Annotated in this window: 17 protein-coding genes; 11 read left to right on the top strand and 6 right to left on the bottom strand. The window is 49.5% G+C overall.

Annotated elements, in window-relative coordinates:
• From ACWJJX_RS11855 to ACWJJX_RS11835, 5 genes are all read left to right on the top strand, one after another.
• Nucleotides 1–6,156: an SDR family NAD(P)-dependent oxidoreductase gene (locus tag ACWJJX_RS11855; protein ID WP_454022996.1), complete on the top strand. Its 6,156-nt coding sequence runs from the start codon at nucleotides 1–3 to the stop codon at nucleotides 6,154–6,156.
• A complete protein-coding gene (locus ACWJJX_RS11850; RefSeq protein ID WP_454022995.1) occupies nucleotides 6,153–12,368 on the top strand; it encodes a beta-ketoacyl synthase N-terminal-like domain-containing protein in 6,216 nt (2,071 codons plus the stop codon). The genes ACWJJX_RS11855 and ACWJJX_RS11850 overlap by 4 nt, the downstream gene beginning before the upstream one ends.
• Before the next feature lie 81 nt (nucleotides 12,369–12,449).
• The gene (locus ACWJJX_RS11845) at nucleotides 12,450–13,604 is read left to right on the top strand and encodes a cytochrome P450 (RefSeq protein WP_454022994.1); all 1,155 of its coding nucleotides are present in this window, start codon (nucleotides 12,450–12,452) and stop codon (nucleotides 13,602–13,604) included.
• 56 nt (nucleotides 13,605–13,660) lie between these two features.
• Nucleotides 13,661–14,908, top strand: a complete 1,248-nt coding sequence (locus ACWJJX_RS11840) for a hydroxymethylglutaryl-CoA synthase family protein (protein WP_077722558.1) — start codon at nucleotides 13,661–13,663, stop codon at nucleotides 14,906–14,908.
• A gap of 49 nt (nucleotides 14,909–14,957) precedes the next feature.
• Nucleotides 14,958–15,704, top strand: coding sequence for a polyketide synthase (locus tag ACWJJX_RS11835; RefSeq protein WP_016939192.1), 747 nt, complete (start codon nucleotides 14,958–14,960; stop codon nucleotides 15,702–15,704).
• Nucleotides 15,705–15,737: 33 nt separating this feature from the next.
• Here ACWJJX_RS11835 and proC read toward each other — a convergent pair whose 3' ends face one another.
• Nucleotides 15,738–16,580 (bottom strand): pyrroline-5-carboxylate reductase, encoded by an 843-nt coding sequence (proC, locus tag ACWJJX_RS11830; protein ID WP_146284396.1) that lies wholly within the window; start codon nucleotides 16,578–16,580, stop codon nucleotides 15,738–15,740.
• 395 nt (nucleotides 16,581–16,975) lie between these two features.
• On the opposite strand from proC, the gene ACWJJX_RS11825 reads away from it, so the two are divergent.
• The 5 genes from ACWJJX_RS11825 to ACWJJX_RS11805 all read left to right on the top strand — a co-directional run bounded on the left by ACWJJX_RS11825 (nucleotide 16,976) and on the right by ACWJJX_RS11805 (nucleotide 21,532).
• A complete protein-coding gene (locus ACWJJX_RS11825; RefSeq protein WP_071391654.1) occupies nucleotides 16,976–17,935 on the top strand; it encodes an MBL fold metallo-hydrolase in 960 nt (319 codons plus the stop codon).
• Between the two features lie 5 nt (nucleotides 17,936–17,940).
• Nucleotides 17,941–18,717 carry an SDR family NAD(P)-dependent oxidoreductase gene (locus tag ACWJJX_RS11820; RefSeq protein ID WP_071181824.1) on the top strand — a complete coding sequence of 259 codons (777 nt, stop codon included), beginning with the start codon at nucleotides 17,941–17,943 and terminating at the stop codon, nucleotides 18,715–18,717.
• A gap of 16 nt (nucleotides 18,718–18,733) precedes the next feature.
• The gene (gene dsdA / locus ACWJJX_RS11815) at nucleotides 18,734–20,083 is read left to right on the top strand and encodes a D-serine ammonia-lyase (protein WP_182068944.1); all 1,350 of its coding nucleotides are present in this window, start codon (nucleotides 18,734–18,736) and stop codon (nucleotides 20,081–20,083) included.
• A 75-nt stretch (nucleotides 20,084–20,158) separates the two neighbouring features.
• Complete coding sequence (gene coaA, locus ACWJJX_RS11810; protein WP_077722554.1) at nucleotides 20,159–21,118, top strand: type I pantothenate kinase; 960 nt, start codon at nucleotides 20,159–20,161, stop codon at nucleotides 21,116–21,118.
• A 24-nt stretch (nucleotides 21,119–21,142) separates the two neighbouring features.
• Nucleotides 21,143–21,532, top strand: a complete 390-nt coding sequence (locus ACWJJX_RS11805) for a VOC family protein (RefSeq protein ID WP_025852786.1) — start codon at nucleotides 21,143–21,145, stop codon at nucleotides 21,530–21,532.
• A 1-nt stretch (nucleotide 21,533) separates the two neighbouring features.
• Here the strand turns inward: ACWJJX_RS11805 and ACWJJX_RS11800 are convergent, their stop codons facing one another.
• The 5 genes from ACWJJX_RS11800 to ACWJJX_RS11780 form a co-directional block, all read right to left on the bottom strand.
• On the bottom strand, nucleotides 21,534–21,701 hold the full coding sequence (locus tag ACWJJX_RS11800) for a DUF4083 family protein (RefSeq protein ID WP_024085556.1): 168 nt from the start codon (nucleotides 21,699–21,701) through the stop codon (nucleotides 21,534–21,536).
• 91 nt (nucleotides 21,702–21,792) lie between these two features.
• Nucleotides 21,793–22,863, bottom strand: a complete 1,071-nt coding sequence (locus tag ACWJJX_RS11795) for an AI-2E family transporter (protein ID WP_077722553.1) — start codon at nucleotides 22,861–22,863, stop codon at nucleotides 21,793–21,795.
• Between the two features lie 73 nt (nucleotides 22,864–22,936).
• Nucleotides 22,937–23,143 (bottom strand): YqzH family protein, encoded by a 207-nt coding sequence (locus tag ACWJJX_RS11790; RefSeq protein ID WP_003153294.1) that lies wholly within the window; start codon nucleotides 23,141–23,143, stop codon nucleotides 22,937–22,939.
• A 99-nt stretch (nucleotides 23,144–23,242) separates the two neighbouring features.
• Complete coding sequence (locus tag ACWJJX_RS11785; protein WP_071391657.1) at nucleotides 23,243–23,587, bottom strand: YolD-like family protein; 345 nt, start codon at nucleotides 23,585–23,587, stop codon at nucleotides 23,243–23,245.
• 14 nt (nucleotides 23,588–23,601) lie between these two features.
• A complete protein-coding gene (locus tag ACWJJX_RS11780) occupies nucleotides 23,602–24,828 on the bottom strand; it encodes a DNA polymerase IV (protein WP_094247816.1) in 1,227 nt (408 codons plus the stop codon).
• Between the two features lie 215 nt (nucleotides 24,829–25,043).
• Between ACWJJX_RS11780 and ACWJJX_RS11775 the strand changes: the two genes are divergently transcribed.
• On the top strand, nucleotides 25,044–25,514 hold the full coding sequence (locus ACWJJX_RS11775) for a GNAT family N-acetyltransferase (RefSeq protein WP_003153297.1): 471 nt from the start codon (nucleotides 25,044–25,046) through the stop codon (nucleotides 25,512–25,514).
• The last annotated feature ends 3 nt before the right edge of the window (nucleotides 25,515–25,517 follow it).

Genomic DNA, 25,517 nt, shown 5'->3' with positions numbered 1-25,517 from the left:
ATGAAAAAAACAGTGAATCTGCGCCTGACGGCAGAACATCCCATTATGAAAAACCATCTTGTTCACGGAGAATCTGTCATGCCCGGTCTGGCCTATATTGATATGCTGTATCAGCTGGCAAAGCAAAGCCTTGATCTTTCATTCCGTTCCATCTGTCTGAAACGGGTGACCATTTATCATCCTTTATCAGTGAAGCGGTCAGAGCGGCTTGATGTGAGTGTCATATTCAGTAAAGAAAAGGAGTTCTGGACTGCCTCGATTTGCGGGGCGGATTCCGGGACGGTTTTCTTATCAGCGGAGATGTATGAAGAAGTCTTCTCATCAGACAGGCGTCTTGACGCAGGGGAGAAAAAACAACAAGCCGCACTTCCATCAGTCTCTTTGCATACGGTTTACGAAGACGCGAGAAGCCGCGGACTGTCGCATGACGGGCTGATGAAGCCGGAGGGAGAGATCTATGCTTATGAAGAGGAATGTTTCCTTGATATTCGGCAGTCTGATTCATGCCGGGAAAATCTCCCCGGCGCGCTCTTTCATCCCGCGCTGATGGACGGTGCCGCCATGGCCTCCGGCGTATTGCAGACAGCTGCAGGCGCCGAGTTGTTTTTACCGATTTATTATGAGTCGTTTATTGCCGCTGAGACCGTTACGGAGCGCTGTTACGCGGTGATTTCGAAAAAGTCCGGCACGCCTTCTGAAATGGTGAAAATGGATATTGACTTTTACAACCCCAGCGGCGTGCATATTGCTTCACTGCTCGGCCTGACAGCCAAAAAGGTGCGGACAGACCGGCAGCTGATACCAGGCGTTCAGCAGATGGAGGAAACCTTATATCGCATTTTCTCGACATACGTAGGCCGTCCTGTCACAAGAAATGATGCGCACACCGTGTTTTTTGAATTAGGTCTTGAATCGTCACAGCTTCTGGCCATTATTAAAGACATCGAAGGGTCGTTTGATCTGCGTCTGAATCCGACTCTTTTATTTGAGTGCAGCAGCATATCCGAACTGCTTGAAGACATAAAAACAAAAGGAACAGATGAATCTTCCGGCCTTGTCGCGGATGCAGCACCGGTCTCTGAAACGCAATCGGGCAGTCAGACATTTACTTTCTATGAACATGAAGCATTCCTTCAGGATCATCTGGTTTTCGGCAAACCGGCACTGATGGGTGTAGTGTATCCGTGTCTGGTGCTTGAAGCATCCGGAGCATCTCGTTCCGGCACGTATCCCGCCGAGCTGAAAGATATCCGCTTTACGGGCGGGCCCGTCACGCTGGAGCCGGGAGAGGCCGCACAGATTGACATTTCATTTGCGGCAGAAAAGAGTGCCGAACGCTTTACCGCAAGCTGGACTGTCTCCGGTAAAGAAAGCCGAAAGACATGTGCCGAAGGAGAAATAAGCAGATATACAGAGGCACCCATAAAAAAATCATATGACGTTGAACAAATAAAGTCGCATGCACAAAAGGTGGGGCCGGATGTCATTTCCCGTCTGTACGATTCGGTTGCCGACTTCACGATAGGCCCGATGCTGAAAACGGTAACGGCGGGATACAAAATGAGTGAGAGTTCCTTTTTATTGCAGCTGGACTTATCAGGAAAAAAAGAAAAAGGCGATCTGCATCACTTTGCATTTGACCCGCTTATATTGAATTCATGTTATATGTCGCTCGGTGAAGAAGAATTGCAGCTGAAAAAGCGGATTCACGTCCCGCTCATGATTGAGAGGCTGACGCTTTACGGACCTGTCATGTCTGATACCGTCTATGTGGTGAATACAATCAAACATAAAAAAGACGGGTTTCTCTCATTTGATGCCGCAATCCTCAGTCATACCGGGGAACAGCTGGCGGAATTGAAAAATGCGTCTGTGAAAGAAGTGCTTCAGCCAAATCGGCTTGAAAATGCGTCTTTTGCCCCGTCCGGGAATCAAAGCCGTCAGGAAACGAAAGGAAAACCGCTGGATATTGCCGTTGTCGGGATTTCCGGCAAGTATCCGCAGGCCGATGATATCGATGCGTTTTGGGATAATCTCAAACAAGGCAAGGATTGTATTACCGAAATTCCGAAAGACCGCTGGAAATGGGAACATTACTTTTCCGAGGACCGGACGGCGCCGGGAGCGATCTACAGCAAATGGGGCGGGTTCATTGACGGGATCGCCGATTTTGATCCTGAGTTTTTTAAGATTTCCCCCCGGGAAGCGGAACACCTTGATCCCCAGGAGCGGCTGTTTTTAATGCATGCTTGGATGGCCATGGAGGATGCGGGATATACGAGGACATCCCCTGAACTGGGCCGTCAGGTAGGCGTGTATGCCGGTGTCATGTATCAGGAATACCCGCTATTCGCGGCTGAAGCGGGAGTGAAAGGACGGCATATCGGGCTCCCCGGCGGGATTTCATCCATTGCTAACCGTGTCTCCTATTTTTGTGACTTTCAAGGGCCGAGCATGTCGGTCGATACGATGTGTTCGGGTTCGCTGACTTCATTGTACATGGCGTGCCGGGATCTGCGGGATCATCGGATTCGCGCGGCGCTTGCCGGCGGAGTGAATCTCACCGTTCATCCTAACAAGTACTTCATGCTGAGCCAGGGGCAGTTCATCTCATCTAAAGGACACTGCGGGAGTTTCGGCGCCGGGGGTGACGGCTATATTCCGGCAGAAGGGGTCGGGGTGCTGCTTCTTAAACGTTTAGAAGACGCCGTACAAGACGGAGATCGGATTTACGGCGTCATTAAAGGAGCTGCCATTAATCACGGCGGGAGAGCGAGCGGTTACACCGTACCGAACCCCAAGGCGCAAAGCGAAGTCATTTCTCAAGCTTTACAGGAAGCGGGGGTATCTCCGGGCCGGATCAGCTATGTGGAAGCGCACGGGACAGGGACGAAATTAGGCGATCCGATTGAAATCCGGGCTTTAACCGATGCATTCGGTGATGTTCCTGAAACATGTCTTGTCGGGTCTGTCAAATCAAATATCGGACATGGGGAATCGGCAGCAGGCATCGCCGCAGTTACAAAAGTGCTGCTGCAGATGAAGCACAAACAAATCGCCCCATCCTTGCATGCTGATGTTTTAAATCCGAATATTCAATTTGATGGAGGGCCGTTTTCCGTCTGCCGTGAATTAACAGATTGGAAACGGATTTCAGCAGACGGAGAAGAACAGCCGCTCAGGGCGGGAATCAGCAGCTTTGGTGCGGGCGGTTCTAACGCGCATATCATTATTGAAGAATATGAGGCTCCTGTCAAACAAGCAATCAGCAGCCAAGAGCCGGCGGTCATTCTGCTGTCTGCGAAAAATGGCGAGCGTCTGACAGAATATGCGGAGCGCCTTCTTGCTTTTCTTCAAAAGAAGCATATTGATAAGCCGGACTTATTTGATGTCGCGTACACTTTACAAGCGGGGCGCGAAGCGATGGATGAGCGGCTGGCTCTCATTGCGGACTCCCTTAAGGAGCTGGAGGACAAGCTCAGATCGTACTTGGAAAATGAAAACGCACCGCATCTTTACAGGGGACGGGCGAAGCGAAATCACGAGACAGTGGCTGTGTTTGAATCTGATGAAGATTTGCAGGAAGCCATGGTTAAATGGCTGAAAAAGAGAAAGTACGGTCATTTGCTGAAAATGTGGGTGCAAGGAGTTGATGTGGACTGGAACTTGTTATATTCGGGACAAAAACCCCGGAGAATCAGTCTTCCCGCCTATCCGTTTGCAAAAGTCAGATGCTGGATTCAAGATGAAGCCGAGGCGGTTTCAAAAAGGGATGACGGCAAAACGGTGATCCATCCGCTGCTCCATGAAAACACATCCGATCTTTGGGAGCTGAAATTCACCTCTGTTTTTACCGGACGGGAATTCTTTTTCACTGATCACTCAGTCAATGGACAGAAGGTGCTCCCGGGAGCCGCCGTGATCGAAATGGCCAGAGCGGCCGTTGAGCGTGCCGCATACGCTGTGCCGGACGGACGTAAAGGAATGTATTTGAAAGATCTCATATGGATGAGGCCTGTCATTCATAAAGGGACGGATGTAGAAGTCCATATCAGCCTTATTCTTAAGGAAAATGAAGACATTGAATTTACGATTTACAGCCTATCGGAAGAACCTGGGGGAGAACGGATTTTATACAGTAAAGGCACCGCCGTATCGGGAGAGATAGCAGCGGCTCCGTCTGTTCATTTAGAGGGCTGGCTGTCCGGCTGCAGCCAATCGGTTATGACGTCTGATGAGGTTTATCAGGCTTTCCGGCATGCGGGTATGATCTACGGGCCGAGCCATCAAGGCATTGATCAGCTGATGATCGGAGAGAGGGGGGCTGCAGCCCGGCTGTCGCTGCCGGAAACGGCAGACAGTACCGCCGATCAGTTTGTCATCCATCCGAGTCTTCTGGATGCCGCGTTTCAGGCGTCACTGGGTGCCGGTTCAGATACTGCCGGAGACACTCCGATGCTGCCGTTTTCCCTGCGGCAGGCAGAAATATTTCAGCCGACTCAGAAAACGATGTGGGCGCTTGTCCGCAAACAGAGCGATCGGTCAGATAACGGAGCGCTGACGCTGGATATTGATTTATGTGATGAAAACGGCGCTGTTTGTATGAGATTGACGGGCTTCTCCTGCCGGGCTGTCCGGCAGACAAACCAAACCGAAAGCAAACGGCAGGAAGTTCAGACGGCGATGCTTGCCCCTGTTTGGGACAAAACTTTCTTTTCCCTGGAAGAAAATCGAGCGGTTGATCAGGAACAATTGCTGATCATCGGAAAGCCGGGAAATACCATAAAGGCCGCGGCAAAAATGTGGCCCCGCGCCCATCTGGCGGAGACGCCGGATCATTCAAGCGAGCAAACATTACGTGAATTGACAGCCGGTTATCAAGATATCCGCCATTTCTTATGGATTGCGCCGGATCGTTTCGCACCCGCATCCGCCAGTCAGGAAATGCTTGATGAGCAGGAGAATGGGGTGATTCAATGTTTCCGTTTCATCAAAGCGCTGCTGTCACTCGGGTATGGAAACCGAAACATCAGCTTTACGGCGGTCACCCGGCAGACACAGTCCGTGTATCCGGGTGATCTCCCGCAGCCTGAGCATGCAGGCGTACACGGTTTGATCGGTTCATTGGCAAAAGAATATCCGAACTGGGACATCAGGCTGATTGATGCAGAAGAAGGCAGTGATTCGTCTGAGATGAAAAACATCTGGCGCCTTCCTCCAGATCCGGACGGAAATGCTGCCGCGTACCGTAACGGAGCTTGGCACAAGCAAAAAACAGTCCGGGTGCTGACAAGTTCCGCTCCGCGTATGTCGTACAGAGAAGGCGGCGTTTATGCTGTCATCGGCGGAGCGGGCGGCATCGGAGAAGCATGGAGCAAATACATGATCACCCGTTACAAAGCACGGATGATATGGATCGGCAGGCGGCCGAAGGATCAGGAGATTCAGAGCAAAATAGACAGGCTGGCCCTATCAGGCCCCGCGCCGCATTATATACAGGCTGATGCTCAAGATGCCGCAGCGCTTAAAGCGGCCGTCCGTTCCATAAGAGAGCGATACGGCAATATAACGGGAGTCATCCATTCCGCGATAACGCTTGCCGATAAAAGTATGGCGAATATGGATGAAGCTTCTTTCAGAAACGCTTTTTCAGCTAAGGTGAATACGAGCGTCCGAATGATCGAAGCTTTTAAGGGAGAACCGCTTGATTTTGTGCTGTTTTTCTCATCCGTTAATTCTTTCACAAAAAATGCCGGGCAAAGCAACTATGCGGCAGGGTGTACATTTCAAGACGCCTTTGCCCGCCATATCGCTTCCTTGCTTGATTGTGAAGTGAAAGTCATGAATTGGGGATATTGGGGCAGTCTGGGCGTTGTATCAGACCCGTCTTACAGAAAACGGATGGAGGCGTCAGGGATCGGTTCTATTGAACCCGATGAAGCAATGGAGGCGCTGGAAGTCTTACTATCAGAACCGTTCAGCCAAGCGGCATTCATCAAAGCTGCTCCGCACGGCTTAGCCGCACTGACGGATCAAGATGCAATATCGGTTGTATCCGGCCCGGAGCCTTCATTTATGGAAAGCGTCAAGCGGCAAAATCCGGATCGGAATGAACGGCTTGAGACTTTAAAACGAGAAATGGAGTTGCGCATATGAACAGCCTTCTTTGCAAACTGCTCTTTTATCAATTACAGTCAATCGGGTTTTTCAGCGAGCCTGTCACCACACCTGCAGCATCCATGCGGAGCGCCGGCGTGATCGGCACATACGGCAGATGGCTGGAAGAAAGCCTGAATCTATTAAAAGAAAACGGATATATCGCGTATGACGGATACACGATCACTCTTCTCGCGGATCAGCGCCCGGACGGCCGCACAGTCTGGAATGAGTGGAATGCCCATAAACGCCTGCTTCCCAAGGGGGAGCTTGCGCAAGCTGAATTGGCCGAGGCGACGATAAAAGCGATGCCTTCAATTTTAAAAGGAGAACGTCCGGCTACGGATATCGTATTTCCCGATTCATCAATGCGGCTCGTTGAAGGTGTTTATAAGCATAATCCCGTTGCGGATTATTTTAATGAAGTGTTAGCAGATTCCGCGGCCGCTTACCTGAAAGCCTACCTTACAGAACATCCCGATGCCCGTATCAGGCTGATAGAAGTAGGGGCCGGGACGGGCGGAACGAGCGCCATGCTGTTTACAAAACTGAAACCATTTGCAAAACAGATTGCGGAATATTGTTATACGGATGTTTCTAAAGCTTTTTTAATGCATGCCGAACAGGAATACGGACCTGACGTGCCGTATTTGACAACAGCCTTGTTTAATGCAGAGGAGCCTTGCGAATCACAAAATATCAAAACGGGTGTTTACGATATTGTCATCGCCGCCAATGTGCTTCACGCCACAAAAAATATCGGTTTGACGCTGCGCCGTCTGAAAGCGCTCCTGAAATACAACGGGATGATTTTGATAAACGAAATCAGCGATCGTTCTGTTTTTACCCATTTAACCTTCGGGCTGCTTGACGGCTGGTGGTCCTATGAGGATGCTGAGCTTCGGATTCCGGGAAGTCCCGGCCTATATCCAAAATCGTGGGAGCGTGTGCTGCATTCGGAAGGATACAGAGCGGTTTGTTTCCCTGCTGAAACGGCTCATGATTTAGGTCAGCAGATTATCGCAGCTGAGAGTGACGGACTCGTTCGGATGCAAGGGATCAGAGACGGCAGAAAGCCATACGCCGCCCCGGCCGAAGTTTTCCGAAAGCCCGCACAGCCTGTTTCCCGCAGCCGCGCGCCAGAGGAGCATCAAGCTGTTAAGGCTGATGGGGAATCGGTCGCTTCCCATGTCCGCTCTGTCATCAAAACAAGTATTGCCGATGTATTAAAAATGAAAGAAGAGGATATTCAGGAAGAACTGAATTTCTCTGAATACGGCATTGATTCCATTTTGGCCGTCAATGTGATTAACGAGATTAATAAGCGATTGAATCTTACACTGCAGACAACGATTTTATTTGATTACTATCATGTGAAACTGCTGACCGGTTATATCTCGGCAGAATATGAAACCATCATAGCCTCATCTCTGGAGACCGAAAGAGCGAAAATCCGCCCGGCGCTTCAGGAAGAACGGCCTGCTGAAAAACCTTTGAAGACGGAAAGAAAGGAAAACGGTTATCAGAAACCGAAACAAGAACGGATGCCGCTTTCTTTCGCAAAGTCCGATGACTCGGGAATGTTCCGGGTTGTGATTGACCGTCCGGGCGGCATTGAAGATCTGACGATTGCCCGCAGTGAAGTGCCCGAGATAAAAGATGACGAAGTTCAAATAGCCGTCCGCGCCTTTTCTTTAAACTTCGGAGACTTGCTTTGTGTCAGAGGGCTGTATCCGACGATGCCGCCTTATCCGTTCACTCCGGGATTCGAAGCAAGCGGCGTCGTGATCAAGACAGGGAGGCATGTAACATCCGTCATTCCGGGTGATGAAGTGATTGTCGGCATGGGAGAGGAATTTGGCTCTCAGGCGAATCTCATCACATGTAAAGAACATCAAGTCTATCATAAACCGGCCCGGCTGACCTTTGAAGAAGCATGCGCTCTTCCTACCGTGGCGGTGACAATGATAGACGCCTTCCGGAAAGCCGGACTTAAAAAAGGCGAAAAAATATTAATTCAGACCGCGACGGGAGGAACGGGGCTGATCGCGGTGCAAATGGCCCGGCATATCGGCGCGGAAATATATGCAACGGCCGGATCACAGAAAAAAATTGAGTATCTGCATTCGCTCGGGATCCACAATACCATTTGCTATTTGGAAGAAGATTTTGAAACGGAAATCATGCGAATGACCGGCGGCCGTGGGGTGGATGTTGTCATTAATACCCTGGCCGGTGATGCCATGCAAAAAGGAATGAATTGCCTGGCGCCGGGCGGAAGATATATCGAAATTGCCATGACTGCGCTGAAATCCGCTAAATCAGTCGACTTGTCCGTCCTTCATAACAATCAATCGTTTCACAGCGTGGATTTGCGGAAGCTCTCCCTTCAAAATCCGGATCAGGTCAAAGACTATCAATTGGAACTGCAGCGGCTGGCGGAAGAGGGAGTCATTCAGCCTGTCATCTCAAAAATCTTTTCCTTTGAAGACATAAAAGAAGCGTATCACTGTCTGGATGACCGCGGAAATATCGGGAAAATCGTCATCAGCGTTTCTGAGCCGTATCAAATGACGTACCGCCCCGAACAAAAGGATCCGGCCGAAACGGTAAAATCAGCAGCTGTGTTACCTGAAAAAGAACCGATCGCGATTATCGGGATGAGCGGGCGGTTTGCTGAATCGGAGAATGTCCATGAGTTTTGGGAAAACTTAGCCGCCGGACGGGATCTGATTAAAAAAGCAGACAGATGGGATGTCTCTGACAGTCAATGCCAGTATGGCAGTTTTATAGAGGGCATTGAATGTTTTGACCCCGTTTTCTTTCATATATCAGGACGTGAAGCGACCTATATGGACCCGCAGCAGAGGCTGTTTCTGGAAGAATCATGGAAAGCGCTTGAAGATGCGGGATATGCGGGAGACTCGGTAAGAGGCCGGGAATGCGGCGTGTATGCCGGCTCCTGCGGCGGAGATTACCAGGCCATTTTTAAACAGCAGGGGCCCGCGCAGGCTTTTTGGGGCAATCATAATTCCGTCACTCCGGCAAGGATCGCCTATCACCTTAATTTACAAGGGCCGGCGATCACTGTTGATACAGCATGTTCCAGTTCGCTGACAGCCATTCATTTGGCATGTCAGGGGCTCTGGACGAAAGAAACGGAAATGGCGGTGGCGGGCGGGGTTTTCATTCAATCCACTCCCGCTTTTTATCAGTCGTCAAATAAGGCGAATATGCTGTCACCGACCGGGCGCTGCCATACGTTTGATCAAAGCGCGGACGGCTTCGTGCCGGGTGAAGGCGTGGGAGCGGTGGTGCTGAAACGTCTTAGCGACGCCGTCAGTGACGGAGATCATGTGTACGGCGTCATAAAAGGCTCTGCAATGAATCAGGACGGCGCTACAAACGGAATAACCGCTCCAAGCGCGCTTTCTCAAGAACGATTGGAACGGCATGTCTATGATACTTTTCACATTAATCCGGAAACCATTCAAATGGTGGAAGCTCACGGAACGGGCACTGCACTGGGCGACCCGATCGAATTCAGCGCCTTAACGCGCGCTTTCCGCCGCTATACGGATAAAAAAGGATATTGCGCCATCGGCTCTGTGAAAACCAATCTCGGACATGCCGCTGCGGCCGCGGGGATGGCCGGATTGTTTAAAATCCTGCTGTCGCTGAAGCATCGGCAGATTCCGGCTTCCCTGCATTTTCATCAAGCCAATCAGCATATTCAATTTGCGGACAGCCCGTTTTTTGTGAATGAAAAGCTGATACCGTGGGAACGGAATCCGGATGCACCGCGCAGAGCCGCGATCAGTTCATTCGGATTCAGCGGAACAAATGCCCATCTTGTTATTGAAGAGGCGCCGCAAACCGTGCGCCGGTCACCGGCAAAACCGGCCTGCCTCATTCCTTTATCTGCGCGGACGGAGCGTCAGCTGGAAATTCAGGCAGAACGCCTGCTGGATTCACTCAGCAAGAACAAAGACAGCGATCTGGGAAATATAAGTTATACGCTCCTGCTCGGCAGAAAGCATCTGCATCACCGGTTTGCCTGTATCGTAAGCAGTGCGGACGAACTGAAGCGGGTATTATCGGAGTGGCTTGTAAAAAGAGAGCTTCCGGGTGTGTTTGTGTCCAATTTGAAGGATCAGAAGCCGGCAGACGAAGCCGGAATGAAAACATTCGGAATGGAATGCATTGAACAGTGCCGCTCGGCGGCTTCGCCCGCGCAGTACAGAGAAAGCCTGGCACATATCGCTGACCTTTTTTGCAGAGGATATGATCTTCCTTTCACACGGCTTTTTGACGGAGGGCAATATTATAAAACGCCGCTGCCTGCCTACCCGTTTTTAAAAGAAAGGTATTGGGCGGCTGATGTAAACAGTTCTTTACCAGGCCAAGCCATGAAAAAGTCTGAAACGCAAACCGTTCCCCCGTCTCCGCCACAGCCTGAACATGAAGGTCTGATTTCTCTGAGTCCTTTAACTGAGATCGAAATGACAGCGTTTGAACCGGAGACATTGCAAAAACCGATCGTCTTACAGCCTTTGGATTGTACTGTTTCTGTCCAGCAGCCGGAAAACGCCGTTTCCGAAGACAATAGAACATTGCTTGAAGAATTGAGGATAAGCCTGGCAGATATTTTATTTTTGTCGCCGGAAGATATTGATGCTGATGAGCCTTTCATCGACATGGGGCTTGACTCCATTATCGGGGTTGAATGGATACAAACAGTAAATAAAACGTACCACATTGGGATTACTGCCAATAAGGTGTATGAACACCCGACGCTTGAGGAGCTTGCGGAATATATAGCGGGGCAAATAAAGAAACCCGAGTATGCTGAAGCGGAGGAAACAGCGGTACGTCCGCAAATCCCGGAAGCAGAAACTCCCCTTGCCGGCATCTCTGACGGCACTTTGCGCAAAGAGCTTAAAGAAAGCCTTGCGGACATCCTGTTTCTGAAGCCGGAAGATATTGATGAGCATGAGGCATTCATTGACATGGGGCTGGATTCTATTATCGGTGTGGAATGGGTTCAGTCTATTAATAAAACCTATCAAGCGTCTATTACGGCAAATCTGGTCTATGAATATCCGACAATCGCAAAATTAGCCGGGTATCTGACCGGTTCCGTTCAAAAAGACACTGATGAAGTACATGAGGAACATACGAAACAAAACGATATATCAGAAGAGACAGATGATCAAGAACCGCCCGAACTGATCTGTCTTAACCCGGGGGAAAAGGGAAGACCGATTTTCTGGTTTCATTCCGCGCTGGGGGCAGTGGAGCTGTACCAGCCTGTTGCCGAACGGACCGGGCGTCCTTTTTACGGAATTCAGGCAAGAGGATGGATGACAGACCGGGAACCGATCCGCGGCATTAAAAACATGGCGGAATATTACGTTAAGCTCATACGTACCGTGCAGCCCCGGGGGCCTTACGATGTAGGCGGCTATTCATTAGGGGGCATGCTCGCTTATGAAGTCACCCGGCAATTGCAGCTGGCTGGAGAAACCGTTGAGTCAATCGTCATGCTCGACTCCTTTGACTCGGCGGGTGCGCGGGAAATAAACATTCCTGATGAATTATTTGATAAAAATATGATGCTGCAGACGGTGAACATGGCTTTATTTGCACCGATCTATCAACATCCGGAACGCATTTCTGAAACCTTGATTCACCGTGATGAACTAGATGCCGATCTTCATGAAGACATATTTTTAGAGCAATTAATAGCAAAAGCCAAACAGCGGGGGTTAACGAAGACGGACGCGTTGGTGAAAAATCTGATCAGGCAGAATATAAACGTTCAGGACGCTTACGAAATCACTGATTACGAACTCCTGCCGCTTCCGGATCCGAACGGGGTGACATGCTATTATTTCCGAAATAAAAACGGTATTTTCTTGGGTGAGCTTGATCCGTATTTTACGATCAGGGCCGATATTTTATCCGCTGATTTCGTCAACTACTGGAGCCAGTGGCAAGAGCATATGACAAACATCGCCATCATGGATGTGGCGGTATCCAACCATATGACGTTATTGGCTGAAGACAGCGCAGCCGAAACGATTTCTGAATTTTGCGGCGTTTTATATTCGGCAGACGGAATGACAGAACACAGCTTTCTGAAACTGCAGGAAAAGATACTGAACGTGCATGGTGAGATGCTGAAGCAGCCCGCCAAAATAAGACCGTAAATTCACATATCCGCCCGCCGGGTTTACTCGTAAGCTTTGGCGGGTCATTTCAAATCTTGGACACATCTTGGAGGAATGAAAATGACCAGTTTAACAAAAATCAGACAGCAGCAGCCGTACAAGTGGTACCAAACGATGAGAGAAACCTCTCCCGTTCATTACAATGAAAAGGAAGATTGCTGGGAAATCTTCACCTATGATGAAGTGAAGCGGGTGATTTCTGACTACAGTCATTTTTCTTCCGATCATAAATACTTAAGTGCGGACAAGCAGGAAAAAATGATCCGGCATATTAACAAAGACAGCCTTTTGAAAATGGACCCGCCTGAACACACCGTCTTCAGAAAATTGGTCAATCAGCCGTTCATGCCGAAATCGGTTGAGTCTCTTGCACCGCGTATAGCCGCGATCGCTGATGACCTGCTTCAGGCCGTCCGTTCAAAAGGCAGGATGGACATTATTGAAGATTACGCATTTCCGCTTCCGATTATCGTGATCGCAGAGCTTTTAGGATTTCCTCCGAAAGACAGGGATATCTTTAAAAGCTGGGTCGACCAAAGCCAGAATGTAAAAGATGAAAAGAAAATGAATGAAGTGCAAAAGCAGATGATCGGATACTTTATGCAGTTTATTTTACAGCGGAGAAAACAGCCGCAAAATGATTTAATCAGCCATTTAATTGCAGCTGATTTAGACGGAGAGCCGCTGTCAGACAAGCAATTAATCGGTTTTTGCGGCTTGTTGATCGTCGCGGGGCACGTAACGACGGAAAATGTGATCGGAAATTCATTTCTCAGTCTCAAGGAGTTCCCGCATATTCTGCCCCGGCTGCTTGAAAATAAGGCGCTCCTTCCTGACTTTATTGAGGAAGTCATCCGCCTCAGACCTTCCATTCAGCGGGTAACCCGCTACACCGCGGTTGAGAGCGAGATTGGCGGAAAAACGATTCCGGCCGGAGAAAAAGTATATGCGTGGATTGGATCGGCGAACAGAGATGAAAAGAAGTTTGAAAATCCCGATCAGATTGACTTGGGACGAAAGCCGAATCAGCACCTGTCATTCGGTCAGGGCAGCCATTATTGCTTAGGAGCGCCGCTGGCCCGGCTTGAAGCGAAAATCGCGCTTTCCCACTTTTTTGAACAGATGCCCGCATGGCGTTTTACTGAGGATCAAGAGCCGAATCTGGTTCCGAGCCCTGTATTTCACGGCGTTGACAGGCTGCTTGTTGAGTTTTGAACGAAAAAATAAAAGAGGCTTCACGGGAAGCCTCTTTACTCTGGGGGCTTGGAGAAATGAATGTAGGAATCGAAGCAATGAACGTGTTTGGCGGAACCGCGTATGTAGACGTCATGGAGCTTGCGGAACATCGGAACCTGGATAAAAAAAGGTTTGAGAACCTGCTGATGAAAGAAAAAGTGGTGGCGCTTCCGTTTGAAGATCCGATTACGTTCGCCGTAAATGCCGCAAAACCGATTATCGATTCTCTCTCAGAAGAGGAACGGAATCAGATTGAAATGGTGATCACCTGTACGGAATCCGGGATTGATTTTGGCAAATCCATCAGTACATATGTCCATGATTATTTGCAGCTGAAGCGGAATTGCCGGTTATTTGAGGTGAAGCAGGCTTGCTATTCTTTAACGGCCGGGTTTCAAATGGGCGTGAATTTCATCTTGTCGCAAACATCGCCGGGAGCGAAAGCGCTCATCATCGGAACGGATATTTCCCGCTTTTTAGTGGCTGAAGGCGGTGACGCGTTGACGGAGGAATGGTCCTATGCCGAACCGAGTGCGGGGGCGGGAGCTGTCGCGCTTTTAGTCAGCAGCACCCCTCATGTCTTTTTGCTTGATCAAGGCGCAAGCGGGTATTACGGGTATGAAGTCATGGATACCTGCCGCCCGATTCCGGATAGTGAAGCGGGGGATGCTGATCTGTCGCTCATGTCTTATTTGGATTGCTGTGAACATTCATTTCAGGAATACCGAAAGCGTGTGAGCGGGGCGGATTATAAGAATACATTTCAATACCTTTCTTTTCATACTCCGTTTGGCGGAATGGTAAAAGGAGCGCATCGGACGATGATGAGAAAATTGGCAAAGGCTAAGCCGCAAGACATTGAAGCGGATTTTCAGCAACGCGTGCTGCCTGGGATTCAATACTGTCAGCGCGTCGGCAACATCATGGGGGCCACCGTATTTTTATCTCTTGCCAGCACGATTGATAACGGCTCTTTTGAAACGCCGAAACGCGTCGGCTGTTTTTCATACGGTTCGGGCTGCTGCTCTGAATTTTACAGCGGTGTCGTTATGCCGCAAAGCCGTGCCCGGCAGAATCAATTTCAGATCAGCCGGCATTTGGATGAACGCGTCCGTTTATCGATGGCTGATTATGACCGGCTGCTCCAAGACAGCGGCATCGTAAAATTCGGCACAAGAAATGCCGCGCCCGCAGCAGACATCCCGAATGCGCATCAAGGAAAAACGCGATTAGTGCTGACTGAAATAAAAGAGTTTCACAGAAAGTATGAATGGACGACCTAGTATAAGAGCCGGAAAGGCTTAAGTATTTTTAAAGAAACGGAGAATAAACATGAATCCAATGATTGATGTACAGGAAACAGAACCGGGCATTGTGCAGGTCACAATGCAGGATACGGCCGGGAAAAACGGGCTGTCAGAAGAGTTTGTAAGAGAGCTGCACCGGGTATTCCAAGACATCAATGCCCATCCGTCCTATAAAACCGTTCTTCTGACGGGTTACGGAAATTATTTCTGCACGGGAGGAACGCAGGAGGGGCTTTTGACCATTCAGAGCGGAAAGCTTCAATTTACAGATTTAAAGCTTCACAGTCTTTTATTGGATTGCAGGATCCCTGTGATTTCCGTCATGCAGGGGCATGCGATCGGAGCCGGCTTTACGATCGGTCTGAGCTCGGATTTCGTCATTTTAAGCAGAGAGAGTTTTTATTCTTGTAATTATATGAAGTACGGATTTACACCGGGAATGGGCGCGACGTATATTGTGCCTGAAAAACTGGGAATTGTCCTCGGGGAAGAAATGCTGTTTACGGCCGCGAACTTCAGCGGTGCCGCTCTGGAAAAACGGGGTGTTCCGTTTGAAGTGCTGCCGAAAAAAGACGTCCTTCAAAGAGGCCGCGAATTGGCCCGACTGCTGGCGGATAAACCGAGAGCCTCACTGGTTGCGCTGAAAACCAATGTGACCGCACGCATCAAAAGAGAGCTGACAAAAGCGGTTGAGGAAGAGGTGAACATGCACGAAGCCACATTCCATCTTCCTGAAGTAAAAGAGAGAATCAGCCGTTTATACGGCAGTTAAACAGAATGAAAAAAGCATGGGATGCCCCATGCTTTATGACTGGTCTGTCTTTTGCAGAACGGAGCCTGCGAATTGTTCTTTAATTTCGGCGCTCCGGGCTGCGGTTTCTGCGATGCAGTGCATGATGGCTTCTTCGAAGCGGCGCTCGTCTAATGCGCGAAGGCCTGCTTCAGTCGTGCCGCCGGGGCTTGTGATTTCCTTGCGCAGGCGTTCAGGCCGTTTGCTGCTTGTTCTGAGCATTTCCGTCGCCCCGGTCATGGTTTGTAAAATCAGCTCTTTTGCCGTTTCTTCCGGCAGGCCGGCTTGAAGGGCGGCCTTTTCCATCGCTTCGACATACCGGTACACATAGGCGGGACCGCTTCCGGCAATGGCTGTGACGGCATCAAGGTGTTTTTCTTCAAAGAGCGTCGCTTCTCCGATTGTTTCCAGAAGCTCTTTTGCCGTCCGGATTTCAGCTTCACTCGCCTCGGAGCTTGCGGAAAAACCGGTCGCCGATTGCTGAATCGCCGCGGATGTATTCGGCATCGCCCGGATGATGGTGAGTTTTCTGCCGAAATATTGCTGAATCGTGTGAATCGTCAGCCCCGCGATGACAGAAATCACAAGCTGATCTTTCACGTATTCGCGAATGTTCTCAATGCTTTCTGCCGCATCTTTCGGTTTAAAGGCGAGAACAATAATGTCGGTATTGCTGAAAAACTCTTCTTTATCCCGGCACGGTTTCACTCCGTACGTTTTTTGGAGCTCTTCAAGCCGGCTGTCATTTGACCGGTTTGTCATATATATATGTCCGGGGGCTGTCATTCCGCTTTGCAGCAGTCCGTTCACCATTGCTTCCGCCATTGATCCGGCCCCGATAAAACCGATTTTCTTCATATAAATCCTCCTTCTTCTAAAACACAAAAAAACCTTCCCGTCAAAAAGGACGAAAAGGTTTCGCGGTACCACCTTACATTAGCACGAATCAGCCGTGCTCAGCTCAAATCCCGTAACGAGGGGATACGTTTAGGTTTTCCTAACCGCTCTGAGGGCAGGTTCTGTAAACAAGAGGGCCGCAATGTCTTTCAGCCGGGGACATTGCTCTCTGCTGCCGTTGTTTATATACTAGTTCCTCGTCATCGCGTTCCGTGTTTTCTAGTTTGTTGTTCATTATGCTATGCGAAAGAGCGGGATGTCAATCTTTTTTTCCGATATGCGGCAATAATGACACAGTGAAAAGAAAACGCTAAAATATGATTATTCAGGAATGAAAAGAACGAAGGAGCGTAAACATGGCAGCGAGAAAGATCATTCCGATACGTGTGCCGACTCCGTTTGCAGTCGGCGACGTTATCGTTTATTTAATAAAAGATGAAGCCTTAACCCTTATTGACTGCGGACCGAATACAAAGGAAGCGGCTGAATCGCTCTCATTTCAGCTTAAGGAACACGGCGTTTCTGCGGCGGATATAGAACAGGTGGTGCTCACTCATCATCACGCAGATCATTCAGGTCTGCTGCACCTTTTTTCCGAGGATACGGAAGTGATCGGGCATCCGCTGAATGACAGGTACATTACTCAGGATCAGTCGTATATCGCCCGGCAGGAGGACTTTTTTCTGTCGCTTATGACTGAAATGGGCGTTCCCCTGACGCCTGAAGACATACATAAAACAGTTAAGCTGTCATACTTATTTTCAGCAAACCGTCCGTTAACGAAAACAGTGGGAGAAGGCGGAAAAATCGACGGGCTTAACGGCTGGACGGTGCTCGAAATCCCGGGTCATGCCGCTTCTCACATTGCGCTCTACCATGAAAAAAGCGGTGAAATGTTCAGCGGCGATCTGCTTTTGTCCAACAGCTCCACCAATCCGATTCTGGAAGCTCCGGAAAAGGGGGGCGTGCGCGCGGCCCCGATGCTCGACTACTTGAACTCAATGAAGCGGCTGTATGACGTAAACCCGTCCTTTTTATATCCGGGACACGGCGATCTGCTGACAGACGTAAAGCCTGCTTTTGACAGGCGGCTTGAAAAACAGAGAAACCGGTCGGAATATGTGCTGCGCCTGTTGTCAGAGGAAACGCTGACGGCTTTCCAGGTATGCCGGCGGCTGTTTCCGGCTGTGTATGAAAATGAATTGTTTTTAACGATGTCAGAAACGATCGGCCATCTTGACGTACTGGCTGCAAAAGGGAAGGCCGAATCCTTTCAGTCGGGAAGCACTCTGATGTTTAAAGCTGTGAAGGGGTGAAGGAAATGGGCAGATTAACGGATAAGCGGATTTGGATCACCGGAGCATCCGGCGGACTCGGAGAACGGCTTGCATATTCCTGCGCGGCAGAAGGGGCTCATGTTTTTTTATCCGCCAGGCGGGAGGACCGCTTGCAGGAAGTGAAAAAAACGATTACCGCGCGCGGCGGACAGTGTGATGTCATTCCGTTTGACGTCCGGCATGCAGAAGAGGCTGAAAACGTAAGGCGTTTGATCGGTCATGTTGACGTATTAATCAACAACGCCGGCTTCGGCATTTTTGAAACGGCCGCTGATTCATCTTTGGATGATATGAAGGCAATGTTTGAAGTCAACGTCTTCGGATTAATCGCCTGTACGAAGGCCTGTCTTCCGGTGATGCTTCATGCGAAAAGCGGCCATATTATCAATATCGCCTCACAGGCCGGCAAATTGGCGACGCCGAAATCAAGCCTTTATTCCGCAACGAAACACGCCGTTTTAGGGTATTCCAATGCGCTGCGGCTTGAGCTGGCCGGTACGGGTGTAGCTGTGACAACGGTTAATCCCGGTCCGATCAAAACAGACTTCTTTACAATTGCAGATAAAGAGGGCGGTTATGTGAAAAGCGTCGGCAGATGGATGCTTGATGCCGACCGTGTGGCAGAGCGTATTACATCCGTAATTCTGACGGATAAACGGGAAATGAATCTTCCGCGATGGATGAGTCTCGGGACGAAGCTGTATCAGCTTTTCCCTTCGTTTACAGAAAAACTGGCCGGCCGCGCATTAAAGAAAAAGTAACAAGGGGGAGAAAGGAATGTCCGACCGGGATATACACAAGGCATTGATGGCAGAGCCTTTAGTCAGGCAAATGGCGGAGGCGTGTGAAGTATTTTGGATCAACCCGCATAAAACCGATGATCCAGTAAAGAATGGCGCTGAATGGAAAAAGGAGATTGCCGAAGCGGAAGAAAGGCTGCGCCGGTTTGCGCCTTATATCGCGTCGGCTTTTCCGGAGACGGAAGCGGCGGGAGGCCTCATTGAGTCTCCGCTTGTCTTCATCAATGAAATGAAAAAGCGTCTGGAACAAAGCGCCGCTCAGGCTTTCCCCGGGCGTCTGCTTTTGAAATGCGACGACGAACTTCCGATTTCCGGTTCCATTAAAGCGCGCGGCGGGATTTACGAAGTGCTGAAGCATGCCGAAGACCTCGCGGTAAAAGCGGGAATGCTCTCAACAGACGATGATTACAGCATATTGACTGAGGAACGGTTTACCGCTTTTTTCTCAAAATACTCTATAGCCGTCGGTTCTACGGGCAATTTAGGTCTGAGTATCGGCATAATCGGCGCGAAGCTCGGCTTTTGTGTGACAGTTCATATGTCCAGTGACGCAAAGCAGTGGAAAAAGGAGCTGCTCCGGGAAAAGGGGGTTCGCGTCATCGAATATGAAGCAGACTACAGTCTGGCTGTCAAAGAGGGGCGCATGCAGGCGAAGCAGGACCCTTATTGTTATTTTATTGATGATGAGCATTCCCGGGATCTGCTTTTGGGGTATGCCGTTGCGGGAAGCCGTGTGAAAAAGCAGCTCAATCAAATGAACATAAAGCCTGGTGCAGATGAACCGCTTTTCGTTTATTTGCCGTGCGGGGTCGGAGGAGGCCCGGGCGGCGTCGCGCTTGCGCTAAAGCTGATCTATGGCGAGCATGTCCATATTTTTTTCGGTGAGCCGACGCATTCACCGTGTATGCTGTTAGGACTGTTTTCCGGCTTGCATGACGGAATCAGCGTGCAGGATATCGGCCTTGATAATCAAACAGCCGCCGACGGACTTGCGGTAGGAAGGCCGTCCGGACTGGCCGGCCCTCTGATGGAGCCTATACTCAGCGGCTGTTATACCGCTGATGACGGCACGCTTTTTTCGCTGCTTTATCAATTAAGAGCGGCCGAGAATAAGAGCCTTGAACCCTCTGCACTCGCCGGTATGGCCGGAGCCGTCAAGTTCGTTCAGACCGAAGCCGGTAACCGTTATATAAAAGAGCGGGGGCTTGAGATGGAAAATGCCGTGCACCTTGTGTGGAGCACCGGCGGAAGCATGGTTCCCAAGGAGGAAATGGAAGAGTACAGCCGGATCGGTTCCTCATTTGTGAAAAAAATGGGCAGACAGTGAGGCGGTTTTCCGTTACAATCTTTGTAAGCGTTTGTTTTTTAATCGGAAAGCCATACAGAGAGATTGGTGTGAATTGTGAAAAGTAAAGAATTGAACTTACATACATTGTATACGCAGCACAGCCGCGAGTCGTGGGCCGGATTCGGCGGCCATCTTTCCATTGCCGTTTCAGAGGAAGAAGCCAAGGCCGTAGAGGGGCTGAATGACTACCTATCGGTGGAAGAAGTAGAAACGATTTATATTCCGCTTGTGCGACTGCTCCATCTTCATGTCACGTCTGCCGCAAGACGGAATCAGCATGTCAACGTGTTTCTGAAACATCCGCATTCAGCGAAAATCCCGTTTATCATCGGAATCGCGGGCAGCGTCGCCGTCGGCAAAAGCACGACGGCGAGAATTTTGCAAAAGCTTCTTTCCCGTCTGCCGGACAGGCCGAAGGTGAGCCTGGTGACAACCGACGGTTTCTTATATCCGACGGCGGAATTAAAAAGGAAAAACCTTCTGTCCAGAAAGGGATTCCCGGAAAGTTACGACGTGAAAGCGCTGCTTGAGTTTCTGAACGATATAAAGTCAGGGAAAGAGAGAGTGGAGGCACCGCTATACTCCCACCTTACCTATGACAGGGAAGAGGGCGCCGTCGAGGTTGTCGAAGGTGCGGATATCGTTATTATCGAAGGAATCAATGTCCTGCAGTCGCCGACCTTAGAGGACGACAGGGAAGATCCGCGGATTTTTGTATCCGATTTCTTTGATTTTTCGATCTATGTGGATGCCGAAGAAAGCCGGATTTTCACGTGGTATTTGGAGCGTTTCCGCCTCTTAAGAGAAACCGCTTTTCAGGATCCGGCTTCTTATTTTCATAAATTTAAGGATTTGTCTGATGCAGAAGCGGATACCATGGCCGCCTCCATTTGGGAGAGCGTCAACCGTCCGAATCTGTATGAAAATATCCTGCCGACAAAATTCAGATCGGATTTGATTTTGAGAAAAGGTGACGGCCATAAAGTTGAAGAGGTGCTGGTAAGGCGGGTGTGATATGAGGAGGAAGCGAATATTATGATGCATCATATTGAATTGTATGTATCTGACTTGAAAGCCTCCGCCCGGTTTTGGGGATGGTTTTTAGGTGAGCTCGGTTATAGGGAGTTTCAAAATTGGGACTCCGGCATCAGCTGGAAAAACGCAGGATTTTATGTTGTGCTTGTACAGACAGAGGAGCGTTTTTTAACACCGGAGTACCACAGATGCCGGGTCGGGCTGAACCATCTGGCTTTTCATGCTGCATCAAGAGAGCAGGTTGACGAGATGACGGAAAAGCTGCTTGCCAGAGGATGCCCCGTGCTTTACAGGGACCGCCATCCATATGCAGGCGGAAGCACGCATTACGCCGTATACACGGAGGATCCGGATCGGATAAAGGTGGAGCTGGCTGCGCCTGCCTCTGAATGAACTATAACTTCTCGTTTTTTTCTTCGCGCAGCGCGTCGAGTTTCTTTTCGATTCTGTCCAATTGTATGCGGCGCTGCTTCAAGCTCCTGAATACGTATATCACGGCAAACAGGAAAAATGCGGCTGCAATAAATGAGATCAATTGAAAAATGACATCACCGATGTTCATCTTTTTTACCTCCGTGTGCGGCGGGCTTCTTCAGCCCGCCGTTTTTTCATTTTAACCGATGTGAAGACATGGGGGATGAATCATTTCTCTCTTAGCTTTGTGTTTTTCTGAGAATGAATAGTTTCTGCATGTGGCTTATGACCACTTTTGCGGCCGCATATCCCGGAATGGCCAGCAGCATCCCGGCAATTCCTGAGAATTTGCCGGCGGCAAGCAGAAGAAAAATAATGGTCAGCGGGTGAATGTCCAGCTTCCGTCCCATAATTTGCGGGGAAATCAGCTGGCTTTCAAGCTGCTGGACAATGACGACGACCGTAATCACCAGCACCGCCTCGGTCGGTGAATCAAACAATCCGACAATGACTCCGGGAAATGTGCCGATCCAAGGCCCGATAAACGGAATCAGATTTGTCACCATGGCGAACGCGCCCAGAACGAGCGGATAATCGAGCCCGATGATAAAATAGCCGATTGTGACGAGAACGCCGACACAGAAACTGACGAGCAGCTGTCCTTGTATGTATGAACTGAGAGCTTCATCCATGTCCCGAAGGATTTGTTTTCCTTCTTTTTGATGTTTTTCCGGAAGAAGCCGCAGCAGTCGCCGGGGGGCTTTATTTCCTTCTTTTAACATGTAATACAGCGCAAACGGAATAATGGCTGCGGTGATGGCGGCATTGGCAGCCGTACCGGCCAGACTGCTGAGAGAATCAGCGATTGAACCGGAATAATTTGCGGCTTTGTCCGCTAATTTTTTAAAGGAATCCCCATGCTGAAGCCTGGAAAACCATTTGCTGTCCTGAAGGTGTCCGATCCAATTTTCAGCTTTTGCGGAAAGCTCTGGAATATGATCTGTGAAGGCTGTAAACTGTTTTTGAACGGCAGGGCCCGCCGTATACAGGAAGAGGACAAAAAGGCCGGCTGCTCCCGCATAAATCGCTAAAATCGCGATTCCTTGGGGCAGCTTTAATTTCGCATGCAGCAGTCTGACGAGCGGGCGGCACAAATAGTAAAGGACGCCCGATAATACAATGGGCGGAAACAAGGTTTTAACCGTAATCACAACAGGCTGGAACAAAAAGTCTATTAATGTTCCGAGATAAATGATGAGAAATAACAGAAGAACGGCATAACCGATCTTGAAATAAGGCCCGACAGGCATATCCTGCACCACGCAATCTTTAAGGGTTTACTCTCGGACGTTTCCCTTATCGCCCAGTGCATAAACGTCCGTGTCAGGAAAACTGCCCCTGATTGGTGACGTAATCGTAGATAATATCTTCTACATGGGCATGGAGATCCTCATCGGGTTCTTCATTCCTTCTTTCTTCTAAAGCTTTTTTTAAACTCTGTTTTTCATAGGGGCTCAGCGGATCTGTCGACACATTCCGTCCATACTGGCGGAGGGCTTGTCCCAGCATTTTTTCTATAAATTGATCCATCATATATTCTCCTATTCTTGTCATTCATCTTTATTCTACTAAATATCATGTGATCCTCCCACTCTTCTATCATATTTTCTGTCAGGACGATTTAGGCTCTTATTCCAGTTCAGCCGAGAGAATAAGATGAAACGGCAGCGTTAACGCATCTTCATCGTTTATGATTTTTAAACGTTTTTCGTCATGCCTCACTTGTTTTACCCATCCCCAAAAGCGGCGGGGGCCGTGTGCTGAAGCATAGGTGACCGAGATGGCTCTGTCTTCTTCAATCGACGCCGCAATGATGCGGTTCATGTCGTTCAGTTGCTCTTCGCTCAGTTCCGGAGGCCGGAATTCCCGTTCTTTTCGTTTTTTTGCAAGCAGCTGCTCCCGATGTTCGGGCAGCATCATCCGGCTTGATTCCCACATGACATTATACCCGGGTGTTAATTTGTTCGGATTCATGTATATCACCTCAATTATTTGTAATGCCCGCCGATTTTTTCAGCCCGGTGAAAGGCTTGGCCGGCCTCTGTCAGCGAAGCGGCATGGAGGAGCGACGCAGGGCCGTACCGCTCATGAATATCATCCAATACTTTGCCGAGACTGATCTTTTTTTCCTGAGCATCAAACAGGCTCAGCTGAACATAATCACAGGGCTCCAGCTGGGAAAGGGAGACGCCGGCGCTGCGGACGGGCTCACCGTTCCAATGCTCTTTGAAGAGCTTGACCGCCGCTTTAAAAATATCCATTCCGAAATTAGTCGGAGAGACCAGCTTTCTCTGTCTGTGAAAACCTGAAGGGAATTCAAAATCAGCGCCTCTGATGCTGACCGAAACCGTATGGCCGATGTATTGTTTGAAACGGGCGCGGCGGGCCACTTCTTCGCTTAACTCCAGCAGCACGACTTTGATATCCTCAAAGCGGCTGTAGTCTCTCGGGAGGGTCATGTTATGGCCGATCGCTTTTTGCCGGCTGTGCGTGTTGACGGTGACCGGAGAGGGATCGATGCCGCGGGCTGTCCGCTGAAGCAATTCGCCGTTAATGCCCCAGCGTTTTTTCAGCAGTTCGGCGGGGTGCACGGCAAGCCCGCCGATTGTGCTGATGCCCATCCGTCTTAAATGATGCTCCATCCGTTTTCCGATGCCGAATAATTTTCCGACCGGCAGCGGCCACAGATCCTCCCTGATATTTGACATATCCAATCTGTAGATGCCGGATGCGTTTTTTTTGGCAAAATGGTCGCAAGCCATTTTCGCGAGCGCCTTATTCGGTCCGATGCCGACACGGGCATAAATTCCGAATTCACGCATAATCGCTTGCTGAATGCTTTCGGCAATTGTAAAAGGATCACCGAACAGCCGCCTGCTTCCGGTCACGTCGAGAAACTGCTCATCGATGGAGTAGGGTTCTACAAGATCGGTATATCGTTCAAACAGTTCGGTAATCACGACGGATACATCAATATACCGCTGCATCCGCGGACGGACAATAACGGCGTCGGGACATTTGGCCTGCGCTTCCCACAGCCGTTCGGCATTTTTTACGCCGTATCGTTTGGCGAGCGGACAAGCCGCAAGCACGACGCCGCTGCGTCTTTCGGGATCTCCCGAGACAATCACGGGCCGGCTTTTGAGATGAGGCGCTTCCGCTTTTTCTACAGACGCATAAAACGATTGCATATCAACAAGAAGAATATCAGCCATAAAAAAACCTCCGGGAACATTTGTTCTGTTTTTCATTGTACCCGAACAATGATCACGTTTATACTGGTAATTCATTCCCCGGTTGGAAGACGTGCTGATTCGTTTGCTTGAAAAGAAATCATTTACAATTGCAAACAACCCACATATAATTTTTTATATTCCAATGAGAAGAGCTGACATTCATTTTGCCGGACGAAAAGGAGAGTCAATCGATAATGGATATTCGAACAATTACCTCTGAAGACTATGAAATGGTTACGTCTGTTTTGAATGAATGGTGGGGCGGCAGGCAGATGAAAGACAAACTGCCGCGCTTGTTTTTTGAACATTTTCAGGACACGAGCTTTATCACGTACGGGCCGGAGGGAATGACCGGTTTTTTAATCGGTTTTCAGTCACAATCAGACCCTGAGACAGCCTACATTCATTTTTCCGGTGTGCATCCGGATTTCAGAAAAATGCAAATTGGAAAACAGCTCTACGATCGATTTATGGAGACGGTGAAAAAAAGGGGCTGCACAAAAGTCAATTGCGTGACGGCGCCTGTCAATAAAGTATCAATCGCTTATCATACAAAATTGGGCTTTGAAGTTGAAAAAGGAACCAAAACCGTAAACGGAATCCCTGTTTTTGCGAATTATGACGGTCCGGGAGAAGACCGGATTCTGTTTGTGAAATATATGTAGAGG

This window comes from Bacillus sp. YH3-2-B2 (genome assembly GCF_053663335.1).
Note: the sequence above shows the minus strand (reverse complement) of the source record. Positions and strands in the feature narration are given on the sequence as shown.